General features: G+C 67.7%; 14 protein-coding genes. 6 read left to right on the forward strand and 8 right to left on the reverse strand.

Annotation, left to right across the window (positions count from 1 at the left end; all coding sequences use genetic code 11):
- Nucleotides 1–22: 22 nt before the first annotated feature.
- From KV110_RS28980 to KV110_RS28990, 3 genes are read right to left on the reverse strand one after another with little or no spacing between them, the layout of a single operon-like run.
- Nucleotides 23–859, reverse strand: coding sequence for a TrmH family RNA methyltransferase (locus tag KV110_RS28980; RefSeq protein WP_218470390.1), 837 nt, complete (start codon nt 857–859; stop codon nt 23–25).
- Complete coding sequence (miaA, locus tag KV110_RS28985; protein WP_393538293.1) at nt 856–1788, reverse strand: tRNA (adenosine(37)-N6)-dimethylallyltransferase MiaA; 933 nt, start codon at nt 1786–1788, stop codon at nt 856–858. The genes KV110_RS28980 and miaA overlap by 4 nt, the downstream gene beginning before the upstream one ends.
- Complete coding sequence (locus KV110_RS28990; RefSeq protein WP_246634050.1) at nt 1785–2561, reverse strand: class III extradiol ring-cleavage dioxygenase family protein; 777 nt, start codon at nt 2559–2561, stop codon at nt 1785–1787. The genes miaA and KV110_RS28990 overlap by 4 nt, the downstream gene beginning before the upstream one ends.
- Nucleotides 2562–2775: 214 nt before the next feature.
- Between KV110_RS28990 and KV110_RS28995 the strand changes: the two genes are divergently transcribed.
- Entirely contained in the window at nt 2776–4140 is a 1365-nt protein-coding gene (locus KV110_RS28995; RefSeq protein WP_218470392.1) for a DUF349 domain-containing protein, read from the forward strand.
- A gap of 66 nt (nt 4141–4206) precedes the next feature.
- Here the strand turns inward: KV110_RS28995 and KV110_RS29000 are convergent, their stop codons facing one another.
- Both KV110_RS29000 and miaB read right to left on the reverse strand, forming a co-directional pair.
- Nucleotides 4207–4785, reverse strand: coding sequence for an Rv2732c family membrane protein (locus tag KV110_RS29000; protein WP_246634051.1), 579 nt, complete (start codon nt 4783–4785; stop codon nt 4207–4209).
- Between the two features lie 431 nt (nt 4786–5216).
- Nucleotides 5217–6722, reverse strand: coding sequence for a tRNA (N6-isopentenyl adenosine(37)-C2)-methylthiotransferase MiaB (gene miaB, locus KV110_RS29005; RefSeq protein ID WP_218470393.1), 1506 nt, complete (start codon nt 6720–6722; stop codon nt 5217–5219).
- Nucleotides 6723–7135: 413 nt separating this feature from the next.
- Here miaB and gluA point away from each other — a divergent pair, with 413 nt between their 5' ends.
- The 5 genes from gluA to KV110_RS29030 all read left to right on the forward strand — a co-directional run bounded on the left by gluA (nt 7136) and on the right by KV110_RS29030 (nt 12969).
- The gene (gluA, locus tag KV110_RS29010; protein WP_218479024.1) at nt 7136–7864 is read left to right on the forward strand and encodes a glutamate ABC transporter ATP-binding protein GluA; all 729 of its coding nucleotides are present in this window, start codon (nt 7136–7138) and stop codon (nt 7862–7864) included.
- A gap of 67 nt (nt 7865–7931) precedes the next feature.
- On the forward strand, nt 7932–8768 hold the full coding sequence (locus KV110_RS29015) for a glutamate ABC transporter substrate-binding protein (RefSeq protein ID WP_218470394.1): 837 nt from the start codon (nt 7932–7934) through the stop codon (nt 8766–8768).
- Between the two features lie 95 nt (nt 8769–8863).
- A complete protein-coding gene (locus KV110_RS29020) occupies nt 8864–9544 on the forward strand; it encodes an amino acid ABC transporter permease (protein WP_218470395.1) in 681 nt (226 codons plus the stop codon).
- Between the two features lie 76 nt (nt 9545–9620).
- The gene (locus tag KV110_RS29025; protein ID WP_218470396.1) at nt 9621–10520 is read left to right on the forward strand and encodes an amino acid ABC transporter permease; all 900 of its coding nucleotides are present in this window, start codon (nt 9621–9623) and stop codon (nt 10518–10520) included.
- 193 nt (nt 10521–10713) lie between these two features.
- Nucleotides 10714–12969, forward strand: a complete 2256-nt coding sequence (locus KV110_RS29030) for a M20/M25/M40 family metallo-hydrolase (protein WP_218470397.1) — start codon at nt 10714–10716, stop codon at nt 12967–12969.
- 95 nt (nt 12970–13064) lie between these two features.
- Here the strand turns inward: KV110_RS29030 and recX are convergent, their stop codons facing one another.
- From recX to KV110_RS29045, 3 genes are all read right to left on the reverse strand, one after another.
- Nucleotides 13065–13619 (reverse strand): recombination regulator RecX, encoded by a 555-nt coding sequence (gene recX, locus KV110_RS29035; RefSeq protein ID WP_218470398.1) that lies wholly within the window; start codon nt 13617–13619, stop codon nt 13065–13067.
- Between the two features lie 433 nt (nt 13620–14052).
- The gene (recA, locus tag KV110_RS29040; RefSeq protein ID WP_218470399.1) at nt 14053–15099 is read right to left on the reverse strand and encodes a recombinase RecA; all 1047 of its coding nucleotides are present in this window, start codon (nt 15097–15099) and stop codon (nt 14053–14055) included.
- Nucleotides 15100–15266: 167 nt separating this feature from the next.
- Entirely contained in the window at nt 15267–16313 is a 1047-nt protein-coding gene (locus KV110_RS29045) for an Lrp/AsnC family transcriptional regulator (protein WP_218470400.1), read from the reverse strand.
- Nucleotides 16314–16325 lie beyond the last annotated feature (12 nt).

Below are 16325 nucleotides of genomic sequence, written 5' to 3' on the forward strand. Positions count from 1 at the left end.
GCGTGTTCTCCCTACCTTGTCGTCACTTGGCAAACGTCCGCCGCTGCCGCGAAATTTCGTACAGCGCGACGGCGGCCGCTGAGGGTGCGCCGAGCGAGCTCGCGGTGCCGCCCATCGGAATGTGCACCATATCGTCGCAGGCCGCCTGCCAGGCGGCGCTCATCCCGCTGGTCTCGTTGCCGATGACGAGGATGGTGGCCTCGGTGAAGTCGTAGTCGTAGGCCGCCCGCGGGCCGTTCTCGTCGGTGCCGATGATCCGGGTGGGGATGCCACGGCGCACCTGCCGGTCCCGGAATTCGACGACCTGTGCGGCCCCGGCCGCGCGCAGCACCGGCATGGCGAACAGCGAGCCGGTCGACGCGCGGACGGCCTGCGGGTCGTACTGGTCGGCGCCGTGTCCGGTGACGATCACGCCGCTGGCGCCGAACGCGTCGGCCGATCGGATCAGCGTACCGAGATTACCCGGCGAGTTCGGGCGATCGAACACCACGACGACGGGTGCGTCCTCACCCGGCTCCCCCGGCTCGAAGGTGTCGAGTTCCTGCTGCCGCGACACCGCGACGGCCACCAGTTCCGGTATGCCGCCGACCTTTTCGCCGAGTTCGGCCATCAACTCCGGGACCAGGCCGACCTGCGGGACCTCGCTGGTGTCCAGCAGTTCCCTGGCCCAGCTCGACAGCTCCGGGGCGCCGAGGCGGTAGAGCAGCGTCTCCAGCGGCCAGTCGTTGGCGACGGCCTGGGTGATCGGACGCACGCCCTGTACCAGGAAGCGGCCGTCCCGGTGGCGTTTGGTCCGGTTATTGAGGTAGGCCTGCCACACCTGGACGGAGGCGTTGCGGGTGCTCACACGTCGGGTCACTGCGGTGTCCGTTCTTTCTCGTCGAGCAGGGCGAGCGTGGTCGCCACCAGATCGGGGGCGGCGCCGTTCACCCAGCGCACCCTGGGGTCGCGACGGAACCACGAGCGCTGCCGCCGGACGTAGCGTCGCGTGCCGATCAGGGTGCGTTCTTGCGCGTGCTTCAGGTCGTATTCGTTGTCGAGGTACGACAGGACTTGTGCGTAGCCGATGGCGCGCCGGGCGGTGACGCCGTCGCGCAGGCCGCGGTCGATCAGGGCCCGTACTTCGTCGACGAGTCCGGCGGCGAACATCAGCTCGGTGCGGCGTTCGATCCGCTCGTCCAATTCGGCGGTGTCGCGGTCGACGCCGATGATCACCGTGCCCCAGCGCGGCCTGCCGATCTCCGGCGCCGAGGCGGCGAACGGCTTGCCGGTGAGTTCGACGACTTCGAGGGCGCGCACCATGCGGCGTCCGTCGGTGGGCAGGATGGTGGCCGCCGCCGCGGGATCGGCCTGCCGCAACGCGGCGTGCACGGCTTCGACACCGCCCTCGGCGAGCACCGTCTCCCAGCGGGCGCGCACGGCCGGGTCGGTGGCCGGGAACTCCCACTTGTCCAGCAGCGCTTGGACATACATCATCGAGCCGCCGACGATGACCGGGACGTGCCCGCGCGCCATGATCGCCGCCACGTCGGCGCTCGCCGCGGACTGATAGGCGGCGACGGTCGCGGTTTCGGTCACGTCGAGGACATCGAGTTGGTGATGCGGGATGTCACGCCGCTCGGCGACGGTGAGTTTCGCGGTCCCGACGTCCATGCCGCGGTAGAGCTGCATCGCGTCGATGTTGACGATCTCGCCGCCGAGCCGTTCGGCGAGGTCGAGGCCGAGGTCGGACTTGCCGGTGGCGGTCGGGCCGACAACGGCGATCGGGGTGATGCCGGATTCGGTCACGGCCGCCACAGACTCACTTGATAGCCGACGCCGAACGGCGCGTCCCGGAACAGCGTCTCGACCATTGGATCAGTGTCGAACAACCCGGCCAGCACCTGGTAGGCGGCCCGGCCGGACATGACGAGTTCCCCGCACAGTGCGGGATCGAGCGCAGCCAATCCGGCGCGATCACCGGCGGTCAGCGCACGATCGAGTTCGTCTTGGACAGCGGCGGCGCGCTCATCGAAATAGCCGGGAGCCTTCAACGACAGGGTCGCGGCACCGTCGGCCACCACGAGCACACCGTGGCGCCCGTCGGAACCATCCGCTTCCGCGCGCAGTTTCGCGCCTAGCTCGACGCAGCGGTCCGCGGCGGTGCCGTCGGCGACGATGCGCGCGTCCGCGCTCATGGCCGGCGCAACCTGTCCCCGCAACCAACCGGCGATCAACACCGGCAGCGGAAGCTGGGCATCAGGCTCGGCCGCCGCGGCCGCCGACAGCGCGACCCGCACGTCGGCGCCGAACCCACGAAACGTGCCGACCGTCTCCGGCCCGAACACCTGGTCGGCGGCACCGGTACCGACGACTGTCCACCGGTCTGACACCGCAGCAAGGGCTGCCGCGGCAGCCAGCACAGCCGCCCGCAGCCGCCACCGCGGATCATCGCGCTGACCGGGAACCGCGCCGGTCGCAGCACCGCAGAGCTCGGGCACCAGGATCGGCGGCGACGGGACCAGGGCGGCTATCGAGAACACGTGGTAACCGTAACCGTTGCGCGCGGCCCCGATGCGCACCGCGGGTACCGCCCGGCTTCGAGTGTCTCTGCCGCAAAGCTGGTCGAGATTGATACTGTTCGATGAGCTACAACCCAGGTCATCAGGGGTTGCAATCCCCGAGATTCCTCCGCGTGAAGGCATGGGTCGATGGTCACAAGGGCTCGGACCGGGTTCAATGGGATGAGCTAGGGCGTAACCAGGCAGCCGTGACGCGCGGCAGGGACGAGGAGCAATGACCGACAGCAACGGAACCGCGAAAGCCAGCCCCGGCGCCATGCCGCGCTCTTCCGGTGCCCCGAAACCCGGTGGCTCGATCCAACCGCCCAAGCCGCACGCGACCCCGGGCCAGGCTCAGCACCCGCATCCCGTCGTCGTGCCCACGGTCACCGACCCCAGTGCCTGGGGCCGGGTCGACGAGGACGGCACCGCCTGGGTGAAGACCGCCGACGGCGAACGCCAGGTCGGTTCGTGGCAAGCGGGCGACGCCGCCGAGGGCCTGGCCCACTTCGGTCGCCGGTTCGATGATCTGGCCACCGAGGTCGCGCTGCTCGAGGCCCGCCTCGCCGCGGGCGCGGACGCCCGCAAGACCAAGGCCGCCGCCGTCGCCCTCGCCGAATCGCTGCCCACCGCCGCCGTCATCGGCGATATCGAAGGGCTCGCGAAGCGCTTGGCCGCGATCGCCGAACACTCCGAAGAGGCTGCCGCGCATGCCAAGGAGGAGAAGGACCGGGCCAGACACGAGCACACCGAGCGCAAGGAAGCGCTGTGCGCCGAGGCCGAGAAGATCGCCGCCGAATCCACCCAGTGGAAGGCCGCGGGCGACCGGCTGCGCGAAATCCTAGACGAGTGGAAGTCGATCCGCGGCGTGGACCGCAAGGTCGACGACGCGCTGTGGAAGCGGTACTCCAAGGCCCGTGAGGCGTTCAACCGCAGGCGCGGCGCGCACTTCGCCGAGCTCGACCGGGAACGCGCCGCCGCGAAGACCCGCAAGGAAGAGCTGTGCGTGCGCGCCGAGGAACTGTCCGGTTCGACCGATTGGGTCGGCACCGCGGGCATCTTCCGTGACCTGCTCGCCGAGTGGAAGGCGGCGGGCCGGGCACCGCGCGAGGCCGACGAGGCGCTGTGGCGGCGCTTCAAGAGCGCTCAGGATGTGTTCTTCGCCGCCCGCAATGCCGCCGTCACGGAACGCGACGCCGAGTTCGACCAGAACGCGGCCGCCAAGGAAGAACTGCTGAAAGCCTACGAGCACATCGACCCGGCCAACGGCTTGGAAGCGGCCCGCGCCGCCCTGCGTGAGCTGCAGGACAAGTGGGACGCCATCGGCAAGGTCCCGCGCGAACGCATGCAGGAACTGGAAGGCAAGCTGCGCGCCATCGAGAAGCGGGTCCGCGACGCGGTCGACGCGCAGTGGCGCCGCACCGACCCGGAGGCGATGGCCCGCGCGGCCCAATTCCGGGAGCGGGTGGCGCAATTCGAGGAGCAGGCCGCCAAGGCGCAAGCCGCGGGCAAAGCTCGCGATGCCGAGAAGGCCCTCGAACAGGCCAAGCAGTGGCGCGAATGGGCCGAAGCCGCCGAAGGCGCCGTCACCAACCGCTGACGCATCGAACGACAAAGGCGGGCTTCCAGCGCATTGCCGGAAGCCCGCCCTTGTCGTTGTGCGAGTTCAGTTTTCGCCGGTGAGACGGCGGCGGTCGCGTTCCTCGGCGGCGGCCGACGCGGTGCGGCGCTGTTCTTCGGCGGCCAGTTGCAGTGCGGTGCGGCTCCAGACGACGCGGATCCAGTGGAAGGTCAGCACGATCGCGGCGATGGTGCCGAGGATGAGCCCGATTGCCGGGCCCGCGCCCTGGTAGTTGCCGATGCCGGGCGTCTGCCGGTGCCAGATGGAGAAGACGCCGAACACGCTGGTGATGGCGGTGCCCGCGACGGCGATCCAGGCGAGGAACCAGCGGCGGGTCATCAGGGCCAGCGTGGAGAAACCGACGCCGAAGACGACCAGGAACCAGACGAAGATCCGCGACGGCAGGCCGATGTGCTCCAACCGGGCGGCATCGGTGCTCAGCAGCACGTCGAAGCCGCGCGCGCCACCGGCGTGCGGCAGCACCAGCGAGAGCAACAGGACGAACACCGCGCCCGCGACCACCATGGCGCGCACCCCGGGGTCGATCTCCCCGGCGATGCGACGTTCCACCGCGTCCAGGTCGTCGCGGAACTGCTCGAAATTGTTGGTCTCGACCGAGTTCACTGAACCCTCGTTTCCTTCGGCTCGTTCGTGGTTCGCTGCACTGCCCGCGTCCACTGTGCCATCACCGGATTCGATCGGATCAGTCGACCCACTACCGCCGGTAGTAGGTTCTACCGGTTGCCCGGCACGATCGGGCGTGGAGTCCGCTCCCCCAGCGCCACGCGCCTCGTCACGTTCTTCGCCCGGTCCGCTGCTCACGACTCCACCTCGCTAACGCTCGGCTCCGTCGTGCGCAGTGGCGCGCTGCGTCCTCGGTTCACTCGCTGACGCTCGCTCACGACTCCACCTCGCTAACGCTGCGCTCGGTCACGACTCCGCCTCGCTGCTCGCGCTGATCAGGACAACGGTACCGGCGATCGGTTCGTTCATCGCCGACATTCGGTCCCGGCATACCCGAGGCCGCTGCAATCCGATCCGTTCGCCGCACTCCCTCACGCGCCGCAACCGGTCGAACAGCCCGCGGCCGCGACCGGTTCCGGTGCGGGAGCGCCGATCCGGGGCAGCCCCAGCCCGACGCCGATGGGTTCGGTCTTCGGTGTGATGCCGCGTTCGTGCGCATCACCGGCGGCGGTGCGGCGGTGCGACTTGATCGGGGCGTCGGCGATCAAATGATGCGGTGCCGCCTCGGTGATATCGACGGTGATGATGTCGCCGGGGCGGATCGACTCGGCGGTGCCGCCCGGCCGGAAGTGCACCAGCCTGCCATCGCGGGCGCGACCGCTCATGCGCGCGGTGGCGGCGTTCTTCTTGCCCGCGCCGTCGGCGACCAGCAGTTCGACCTCGGTGCCGATGAGCGCCAGGTTCGCGTCGAGCGAAACTTCCTCCTGCAACGCGATGAGCCGCTCATAACGTTCCTGCACAACGGCTTTCGGCAGCTGATCGGGCATGTCCGCGGCGGGCGTGCCCGGCCGCTTGGAGTACTGGAAGGTGTAGGCGCTGGTGAACCGAGCCTGGCGGACCACGTCCAGGGTCTCCTGGAAGTCCTCCTCGGTTTCCCCGGGGAACCCGACAATGATGTCGGTGGTGATCGCCGCGTGCGGCATGGCGGCCCGGACCTTTTCGATGATGCCCAGGTAGCGCGCCTTGCGGTAGGAGCGGCGCATCGCCTTGAGCACCTTGTCCGAGCCGGACTGCAGCGGCATGTGCAGCTGCGGGCAGATGTTCGGGGTCTCGGCCATCGCCTCGATCACGTCGTCGGTGAACTCGGCCGGGTGCGGGGAGGTGAAGCGCACCCGCTCCAGTCCGTCGATGCCGCCGCACGCGCGCAGCAGCTTGGCGAACGCGCCGCGGTCGCGCGCCTCGTCCGGGTCGGCGAACGAGGCGCCGTAGGCGTTCACGTTCTGCCCGAGCAGCGTCACCTCCAGCACGCCCTGGTCGACCAGCGCCTGCACCTCGGCGAGCACGTCACCGGGGCGGCGGTCGACCTCCTTGCCGCGCAGCGACGGCACGATGCAGAAGGTGCAGGTGTTGTTGCAGCCCACCGAGATCGACACCCAGCCCGAGTACGCGGACTCGCGCTTGGCGGGCAGGCTCGACGGGAACGCCTCCAGCGATTCCAGGATCTCCACCTGCGCCTCGGCATTGTGCCGCGCCCGTTCCAGCAGCACCGGCAGCGAGCCGATGTTGTGCGTGCCGAACACCACGTCCACCCACGGCGCCTTGCGCACCACGACGCCGCGGTCCTTCTGCGCCAGGCAGCCGCCGACGGCGATCTGCATGCCGGGCTGGTCGGCCTTGATCGACGCCAGATGGCCGAGGGTGCCGTAGAGCTTGTTGTCGGCGTTCTCGCGCACCGCGCAGGTATTGAGGACGACCAGGTCGGCCGTCGCCCCCGGCGCGGCCTTCACGTAACCCGCGTCCTCCAGGAGTCCGGACAAGCGTTCGGAATCGTGCACGTTCATCTGGCAACCGAAGGTGCGGACCTCGTAGCTGCGCATGCCTTCAGCGGGAAGTTGGGTGGGAGTCAACACTGGCCCGCCCGTCGCCCGACCACCGCCCCTTATCGAGTCGCTTCGCGACGCTGCGTCTCCGATCGAATCCACGCGTCCAGGGTACGGGGACGCGCAAAGCGGGTTTCGGGGGCATCGGCGCAGGCAACGGGCGCCGCACCGGCCGGTCACGTGACACCGTTCCACCTATCCCCCGGCCACCCCGCGGACCGCGCCGAAGGCATTCATCGGACGTATTACCGAGACGTGTCTTTTCGGCGCGGCGTGACGGTGTGTCGCGGAAACTCGGGCAAATCCGTGTTTTCCCCTTAAGGTCTTTGACCATGACCGACGACGCCGCCGCGCCCGATACAACGGGGGACGCTTCAACCGGGGACGCCAGCGCCGCCACCAGCGCGCCGATGATCTCGATGCGCAATGTGCAAAAGCACTTCGGTGAACTGCACGTACTGCGCGATATCGACCTCGAAGTTCCCAAAGGACAGGTAGTCATTGTTCTCGGACCCTCGGGTTCCGGGAAGTCGACGCTGTGCCGCACCATCAACCGCCTGGAACCCATCGACTCTGGTGACATCGCCATCGATGGTGTCCCGCTACCCGCCGAGGGCCGCGGACTCGCCGCGCTGCGCGCCGATGTCGGCATGGTGTTCCAGTCGTTCAACCTGTTCGCGCACAAGACGATCGTCGAGAACGTCATGCTCGCGCCGATCAAGGTTCGCAAAATCAAGAAAGACGCGGCGCACAAGCACGCGATGGAACTGCTCGACCGGGTCGGCATCGCCAACCAGGCCGACAAGTACCCGGCCCAGCTGTCCGGTGGCCAGCAGCAGCGCGTCGCCATCGCCCGCGCGCTCGCGATGAACCCCAAGGTGATGCTGTTCGACGAGCCGACCTCGGCGCTGGACCCGGAGATGGTCCAGGAGGTGCTCGACGTGATGGTCTCGCTGGCCAAGGATGGGATGACCATGCTGGTCGTCACCCACGAAATGGGTTTCGCCCGCCGCGCGGCGAACCGGGTCCTGTTCATGGCGGACGGGCAGATCGTCGAGGACGCGGAGCCGGAGGTGTTCTTCACCGCACCGAAGTCCGACCGTGCGAAGGACTTCCTCGGCAAGATATTGAGCCACTGAAACGTCAGATCGACCCGCTGTGCAACGACCACGGCCAACAAACCCACTAGAGGGAGAAGGAAACTCGATGAGGATCAACCGTGCCCTGCGACTCGGTGTCGGAGCGATCGCTCTGACACTCGCCGCCGCAACCGCCACCGCGTGTGGCGGCGGTGACAGCAAGTCCGCCTTGGACAACGCCAAGGACGGCAAGCTCACCATCGGCATCAAGTTCGACCAGCCGGGCCTCGGGCTGCGCAACAAGGACGGCTCCTACAGCGGCTTCGACGTCGAGGTCGGCAAGTATGTGGCGGAAAAGCTCGGGGTGAAGCCGGAGGGCATCACCTGGAAGGAGTCCCCGTCCGGCCAGCGCGAGACGCTGATCGAAAACGGTCAGGTGGACTACATCGTGGCGACCTACTCGATCAACGACGCACGCAAGCAGAAGGTCGACTTCGCGGGCCCGTACTACATCGCAGGCCAGTCGCTGCTGGTCCGCGCCGACAACACCGACATCACCGGCCCGGACAGCCTCAAGGGCAAGAAGGTCTGCTCGGTGAAGGGCTCCACCCCCGCCCAGAACATCGAAAAGAACTTCAAGGACACCCAGCTGCAGGCCAATGACACCTACTCGCTGTGCCTCGAGGGCCTGCGCGCGGGTTCGTGGGACGCGGTGACCACCGACGACATCATCCTCGCCGGTTACGCCGCCCAGAGCACCGGCGCGTTCAAGGTCGTCGGCAAGCCGTTCACCACGGAGAACTACGGCATCGGCCTGAAGAAGGGCGACAAGGAACTCCGCGACAAGGTCAACGACGCGATCGAGGCGATGATCGCCGACCAGTCCTGGAAGAAGGCGTTCGACTCGACCGTCGGCGCGTCCGGCTACCAGGCACCGGAGCCGCCGAAGGTCAACCGGTACTGAGCTTGTGCCTCGCACGGTGGTCCGGCCCCACAGGGCCGGACCACCTCCACATTTTCCCCTGAGAATCGAGACCCGATGGGAGGGACGCGTACGCCGTGTTCGACCTGATCTCGAGGTATGACGACCAAATCCTCGACGCCTTCTGGGTGACCATCAAACTGACCGTCTTGTCGGCGGTCGGGGCGCTGATCCTGGGCACTTTCGTCGCCGCGTTGCGCGTGTCCCCGGTTCCGATCGCCCGTGCGGTCGGCACCGCCTACGTCACCATCTTCCGCAATACCCCGCTCACGCTGATCATCGTGTTCATGTCGCTCGGCCTCTACACCACCATGGGCTGGCGACTGGCCGGTGAGGGACCGAACTCGGTCGCGGAGAACAACTTCCGCTACGCCATCGTCGGCCTCAGCATCTACACCGCGGCGTTCGTCTGTGAATCGCTGCGATCCGGTATCAACACCGTGGCCATGGGCCAGTCGGAGGCGGGCCGGTCGCTCGGTTTGACCTTCGCCCAGAATCTGCGGCTCATCGTGCTGCCGCAGGCCTTCCGTTCCGTCATCGCCCCGCTGGGCAGCGTGCTGATCGCGCTGACCAAGAACACCACGATCGCCTCCGCCATCGGCGTGGTCGAGGCCGCGTTCCTGATGGCGAACATCAACGAGAACGAGGCAGCCGTGGTCGCCGTCGGTGCCATCTTCGCCCTCGGATTCGTCGTCCTGACCCTGCCGACCGGCCTGTTCTTCGGCTGGCTCGCCAAGCGATTCGAGGTCGCCCGATGAGGGAGCGCAGCGAGCGAACACTAGACACGGCTGTCCCAGCAGTCATGACGGAACCGAGCGTCAGCGAGGTGGAGTCATGAGTGCTGCGCCTTCGGTGCTGTTCGACGCACCCGGCCCACGCGGACGTCTTCGGCACCACTTCTACTCGGTCATCGTTGTCGCCGCCGTCGCGGCGTTGCTGTGGGTGTTGTACAGCGGCTTCGCCGACAAGGGACAATTCACCGCGGAGAAGTGGAAGCCGTTCCTCGACGGCGAGGTCTGGCAGACCTATTTGCTACCCGGTCTGAAGGGCACCGTCGTCGCGGCGCTGCTGTCGATCGTGTTCGCCCTCGTGATCGGCATGGTCTTCGGCATTCTGCGGATGTCGGATCATCGGCCGGTGCGGTGGATCGCGGGTGCGGTCGTCGAGGTGGCGCGGGCCATTCCGGTGCTGATCCTGATGATCTTCCTGTTCGCGGTGTTCTCCAAGAACCGGGTCTTCCAGTCCGAAGACCTGGCGCTGGCCGCGGTCGTGATCGCGCTGACGGTCTACAACGGTTCGGTCATCGCCGAGATCGTGCGCGCGGGTATCCGTTCGCTGCCCAAGGGGCAGACCGAGGCAGCGGTCGCGCTGGGCATGCGGAAGAGCCAGCTGATGCGGCTGATCCTGTTGCCGCAGGCGATCACCGCCATGCTGCCCGCGCTGGTCTCGCAAATGGTCGTCGCGCTGAAGGATTCGGCGCTCGGCTACCAGATCACCTACACCGAGATCGTGCGCTCCGGCCAGCAGCTCGGTGCGGCCGAGCAGAACACCATTCCCGCCCTGATGGTCATCGCACTCGTCATGATCGCGCTGAACAGCGCCCTGACGTTCGTGGCGACCAAGCTGGAGGGACGACTGCGCGCCCGCAAGAAGGGCAAGGGTGGCGCCGTGGTAGCGGCCGACTCCATCCTCACCGACGCCGCCCCCGGAATGGACATCACCGGCAAGAAGTAACCGTTCGAATCGACGCTGCGCTGGATACCGTTCCAGCGCAGCGTCTTTTCTTTCCCCGGTCCCGCGCACCATTTGTGCCGACGCGCACGAAACTGCTGGCAAATGCGTGTGCGGGTCGAGAATCTGTGCGCGGCAACGGGCGCTGACCTCGATCGCGACCGGTCAGTCGGATCGGCCGACTACGATCGCGTCCGTGCGGGTAGGACGACGACTTTCTGGTTTGCTGGCGTTTGCTGTTCTGCTGGCGGTGGCTTTCGGGGCCGCGTGGGATCAGCAGCCCCGTGGCTATCGGCCGGAGTCCGCGCCCGCCGACGTTTTCAGTGCCGAACGCGCGTTCGGGGTGGTCGAGGAGATCGCGCAGCGGCCGCATCCGGTCGGCACCGCCGAACACGACCGCGTGCGCGACCATCTCGTCGCGGAATTGCGAAAACTGGGCCTGCAGGCCGAGATTCAAGAGGGCATCGGCCGGTACCCCGCCGCGATGCAGCGCGATGTGCTCGGGATCGGCCGGGTCGCCAACATCATTGCCCGGCTGCCCGGGACGAATCCGACCGGGACGGTTTTCCTCACAGCACACTACGATTCCGTCGCCTCCGGGCCCGGTGCGAATGACGATGGGGTCGGGGTTGCGGCGGTGCTGGAGGATGTCCGCGCGCTACGGGCCGGCGGCACCGCGTTGCGCAATGACGTGGTCGTCCTGCTGACCGACGCCGAGGAGACCGGGCTGCTCGGCGCGGAAGCCTTTGTCGCCGCGGGCAAGGACGGCAGAGACACCGGCGTGGTCATCAACCACGAGGCGCGCGGTGCGGGCGGCCCACCGTTGCTGTGGCGGACCACCCGGCCCGACGGCGCGCTGATCCGTGCGGTCGCGGACGCCGCACCGCATCCGAACACCGACTCGTTGTCCACCACCTTGGCCGGTGCGCAGACGTCGAGCAATACCGACTTCGCCTCGTTCGAGCCGGGCGGGCTGCGGGTGCTGGACTGGGCCTATGCCGGTCGAAGTGCGTACTACCACAACCGGTTGGACGACCCCGCGCACGTCGATCTGGCGACCGTGCAGCAGATGGGCGACAACAGCCTCGCCATGGTGCGAGAACTCGGCGACACCGACCTCACGGTGTCCGACGATGCCGATCGCGCGTATTTCCAGTTGCCTTTCGGCATTCTGGTGGTGCTGCCGCTGTGGGTGATCATCGCGCTCGCCGTGGCCACTGTCGTTGCCGTGGCCTTGATCGTCGGGCAGCTCCGGCGCGCGGGCGAGACCAGCCTGCGGCGCGTACTCGGTTCGGCCGCAACGGCTGTCGTCGCGGCGCCGATCGCGACCGGTGCGGTGTACGGGCTGTGGGAGGCGGTGAAGGCCATCCGGCCCGAGTATCGTCCCCTCTTCGTCGATCCTTACCGACCGGAATTCTATTACGTAGCGATTCTCGTAGTGTCCGTCGCCGTGCTCGCCACCTGGTATGCGATCGCGCGGCGGTTGTTCGGCACGCCTGCCACGGCGGCCGGGCTGCTGTGCGGCATGGCGGTGCTCGGCGCGGTGCTCGCGGGCATCGCGCCAGCGGCCGCCCACGTGCTGGTTGTTCCCACCTTCGCGGCGACGGTGGGTGTGGCGGCTACGTTCGCGGTGCCCGATCGTTGGCGGTTGCCGGTGCTCACCGTCTTTCTCGTACCGGCGGCGGTATTCCTCGGCGGCGCAACCTGGCCCGTGCTGCAGACCGGCATCACCACTGCCCCGTTCCTGGTCGCTCCCGCGGTGGTGCTGCTCGGCGGTCTGCTCATGCTGACCCTCCCCCACTCGTGGCCGAACCGGCACGGATGGGCGATCCCGTCGGTCGCCTTCGCCCTCGCCATCGTCCTCGCGGCTGTCGGCCTTGCCGTGGACCGCTTCGACGATCGCCATCCCCTGACTTCCCAACTCGTCTACGCACTCGACGCCGACCGGAACGAGGCCCGCTGGCTCTCCCGGGAGGCCCCCGACCGCTGGACCCGCAACCTCGTCGGCGACACCGCGCCAGACCAGCGATTTGCCCAACTGTGGCCCACCGTCGTCGCCAGCGGCCCGGCCCCGGCCGAAACACTCGCCCCACCGACCGCCGAAATCCTCTCCGACACAACCGACTCGGGACAACGCACCGTACATCTGCGAATACGCTCACCCCGCGGCGCCACAAGCATCGCCCTGCGCTACGAAACCCCCTTCCAGTCCCTGCGGGTGGCGGGCCGAGACATAAACCCGCTGCCCAAAACCGGCTTCCAGTTCTACGCACCCCCGCCCGAAGGCATCGACGTACAACTCGTCGCCCCCGCCGGCCCCCTGTCACTGACCCTGGTCGACTACACCTGGCTCCCCGACTCCAAAATCCAGTCCTACCGAAACCCCCCGGACGACATCTACTTCCGCCAGGACAGCACCGGAGCCGTCTTCACCTCCATCCCGGGCCTGTAGACCTCAGTTCTGACGTCCCGCTGTGCTCAGCTCCTGCTGATGCGGTCGGCGAAGACGAATGGGGCACACTGCGGCTTTCGCTCTGCTGCCGTGAGCTAGTCCATCGAGTCGTCGAGGTTTGACGTGTCGATTTCCGCTTGGGCCAGTTCGGTTTTCACCACGGTGTATGCCACGGACTGGTTGTAGCCTCGGCGGGCGAGCATACCTACCAGGCGGCGGATGGTTTTGTCGCGGTCGAGGTTGGTGGGGAGGCTGCGGAGTTTGCGGCGGACCAGGTCGCGGGCGCGGGATTCTTCGTCGTCGGCGGTGATGGCGTCCAGGGCGGGGGCGGCGTCGGCTTGGGCTACGCCTTTGCGCCGGAGTTCTTGGGCCAGCGCTTGTTTGCCTTTGCCGGAGAAGGTGTGCCGGGAGTGGACCCATTGTTCGGCGAAGGCCGCGTCATCGATGAGGCCGACCTCGGTGAGGCGGTCCAGGGCGCGGTCGCTGATGTCGGGGGTGTAGCCCTTGGCCGCTAGGCGTTGGGCAAGTTCGGCGCGGCTGCGGGCGCGGACGGCGAGCAGGCGAAGACACGCCTCTTTCGCCTGCTCGACCGTCCCACCTGGCGGTGTGGGCTCCGTGGAGCGCGCACTCCGCTCGGATCCGGCCGCCACCGGATCCGCCCATCGGCCGTCGGAAGGTGCGGAATCAGCCGACTGGGAGTCTTTGCGCCGGGACGACTTTCGCCGCCCACGGCGAGGCTCTGCTGCTGCGAAGGACTCTGCTGCCGCGAAGGACTCTGCCGCGGAGAAGGACCCTGCTGTCGAGGGGGACCCTGCCGCGGAGAAGGACCCAGTCGAACGCGCCCGCTGCGGATCGGACGCGCTCGACCGAGTTCCCATGGTGTCCGATTCGGCCGAACCACCTTCGGCCGTCCGGACTCGTCCGGGGTCCTGTTCGCCGGGCCGGGATCCCGTGGGATCGGTGGAGGCACCAGAGGCGGACAGGAGTTCTTGGAGTCGGCGTCGCATCTCCTGCACCGGCTCGGACCGCGACTCTTCGGGCGCGGTCCAGCGCGGCTGGGGCGAGCGTCGACCGTTCATCGGATCAGAAATCAGCGGGGACCTCGGCGGCGGCCGCATCCGCGGTCACGTCGGCGCCGATGCCGAGCTTCTCCTTGATCTTCTTCTCGATCTCGTTGCAGATGTCGACGTTGTCCAGCAAGAACTTACGGGCGTTCTCCTTGCCCTGGCCGAGCTGATCGCCCTCGTAGGTGTACCAGGAGCCGGACTTGCGGACGAAGCCGTGCTCGACACCCATGTCGATGAGCGAGCCCTCCTTGGAGATGCCGTGGCCGTAGAGGATGTCGAACTCGGCCTGCTTGAACGGCGGGCTGACCTTGTTCTTCACGACCTTCACCCGGGTGCGGTTGCCGACCGCGTCGGTGCCGTCCTTGAGCGTTTCGATGCGGCGCACGTCGAGGCGGACCGAGGCGTAGAACTTCAACGCCTTACCACCCGTGGTGGTTTCGGGGGAACCGAACATCACACCGATCTTCTCGCGCAGCTGGTTGATGAAGATGGCGGTGGTGTTGGAATTGCTCAGCGCACCGGTCATCTTGCGCAGCGCCTGGCTCATCAGGCGGGCCTGCAGACCGACGTGGCTGTCACCCATCTCGCCCTCGATCTCGGCGCGCGGCACCAAGGCGGCCACCGAGTCGATGACGATGATGTCGATGGCACCGGAACGGACCAGCATGTCCGCGATTTCCAGCGCCTGCTCACCGGTGTCCGGCTGCGAGACGAGCAGGGCGTCGGTGTCGACACCCAGCTTCTTGGCGTATTCCGGGTCGAGGGCGTGCTCGGCGTCGATGAACGCCGCGACACCGCCCGCGGCCTGCGCATTGGCCACCGCGTGCAGCGCGACGGTGGTCTTACCCGAGGATTCCGGGCCGTAGACCTCGACGATGCGGCCGCGCGGCAGACCGCCGATGCCGAGCGCGACGTCCAGCGCGATGGAGCCGGTGGGGATCACCGCGAGCGGCTGACGTACCTCTTCACCGAGGCGCATGACCGCGCCCTTGCCGAAGCTCTTCTCGACCTGAGCCAGTGCGAGTTCGAGAGCCTTGTCGCGGTCGTACGCCTGTGGTGCCATGTCCTGATCCCCTTTTCGACGGGTAAGTCTCTGCTGTGGTTGGCGCCAACATTAGAGGGCGGCACCGACAAGTTCTGGCGCCAAGACTAGACGAACAGATGTTCGAGTCAAGCGACGCGCTGTTCCGCCTCCCCGAAAATTTAGGCCAGACTCGTGATCGACCTGAGTCAACGCACCAGGGATACCCGATCGCTGTTCAGCAGCGTCTGCGCCTGTTTGAGCACGCGGAGGGCGGGTGTCACCTCGAGGTCGGTGATGCCGTCCAGCGCGCCCAACCGTTCGGTGATGTAGCGGTAGAGGTGGGGCGTGTCGCGGCAGATGACCGACGCCATCAGATTGGTCGGTCCGGTGGTCGCGGCCACGAACACCACCTCCGGATGCGTCGCCATCGCCTGCCCCACCGCGTGCAGATCGGACGGACGCACCCGCAACCACAGCGCCGACCGCGCGGTGTAGCCCATCCGCTCGACCGCGAAGTCGAGGTCGAAGTAGAGCACGCCCGACTGTGCCAACTCGGCCATCCGCCGCGCGACTCGCGGTGCGGTCCAACCGGTTTCGGCCGCGATCTGCGCGTACGGCGCACGGCCGTCGCGCCCGAGCATGGTGAGCATCACCTCGTCTTCGGCCGTCAGGTCCAACGGCGTATCCGGTCCGGTGTTCTCCAGCCGCGACTGGTGTCCCAACTCGCAGCCCGCGCGCTGCGCACCCAACTCGCACAGCTGCTGGTCGGTGAAAAGATGGCGGTAGCGCGGCCATTCCTCATCGGCCGGGAAGCGGTGCATCACCTCGTGCGCGGTCAGCGCGCGCACCTGACTCGCCCTCGGCAGCGTGTGCAGCAGCAGCGCGTCCCGGCGTTCGACGGACCGCGGCCTGCTCACGCAGGTCACCTCGGAGCCGGTGGACAGCAGCGTGACCCAGCTCAAATCCGGGAAACGGGCCAATGATTCGGCCAAGCGCAGCGCCTTGTCCGGTGTCGATTCGATCCGCAGCACCCAGCGCGCGTGCCCGAGCGGCACCGCGTTCACCTGCCCGGACACGTGCATGATGCCACGTTCGCGCAGTGCGCGGTAGCGGCGCGCCACCGTCTGTTCGGAGACCTCGAGAATGGCACCGAGTTTCGCGAACGGGATCCGGGCGTCGTGCACCAGCGCGTGCAGGATCTGCCGGTCGAGAATGTCCAGCGCGGAGGATTCCGAGAATTCATCGGACTGCATAGGAGGAATCTA

This window comes from Nocardia iowensis, from assembly GCF_019222765.1.
Classification (GTDB): domain Bacteria; phylum Actinomycetota; class Actinomycetes; order Mycobacteriales; family Mycobacteriaceae; genus Nocardia; species Nocardia iowensis.

Coding starts and splice junctions, on each gene's coding strand:
- KV110_RS28995 (WP_218470392.1), top strand. CDS start 2,776: ATGACCGACAGCAACGGAACCGCGAAAGCCAGCCCCGGCGCCATGCCG.
- miaB (WP_218470393.1), bottom strand. CDS start 6,722: ATGCGCAGCTACGAGGTCCGCACCTTCGGTTGCCAGATGAACGTGCAC.
- gluA (WP_218479024.1), top strand. CDS start 7,136: ATGATCTCGATGCGCAATGTGCAAAAGCACTTCGGTGAACTGCACGTA.
- KV110_RS29015 (WP_218470394.1), top strand. CDS start 7,932: ATGAGGATCAACCGTGCCCTGCGACTCGGTGTCGGAGCGATCGCTCTG.
- KV110_RS29025 (WP_218470396.1), top strand. CDS start 9,621: ATGAGTGCTGCGCCTTCGGTGCTGTTCGACGCACCCGGCCCACGCGGA.
- recA (WP_218470399.1), bottom strand. CDS start 15,099: ATGGCACCACAGGCGTACGACCGCGACAAGGCTCTCGAACTCGCACTG.
- KV110_RS29045 (WP_218470400.1), bottom strand. CDS start 16,313: ATGCAGTCCGATGAATTCTCGGAATCCTCCGCGCTGGACATTCTCGAC.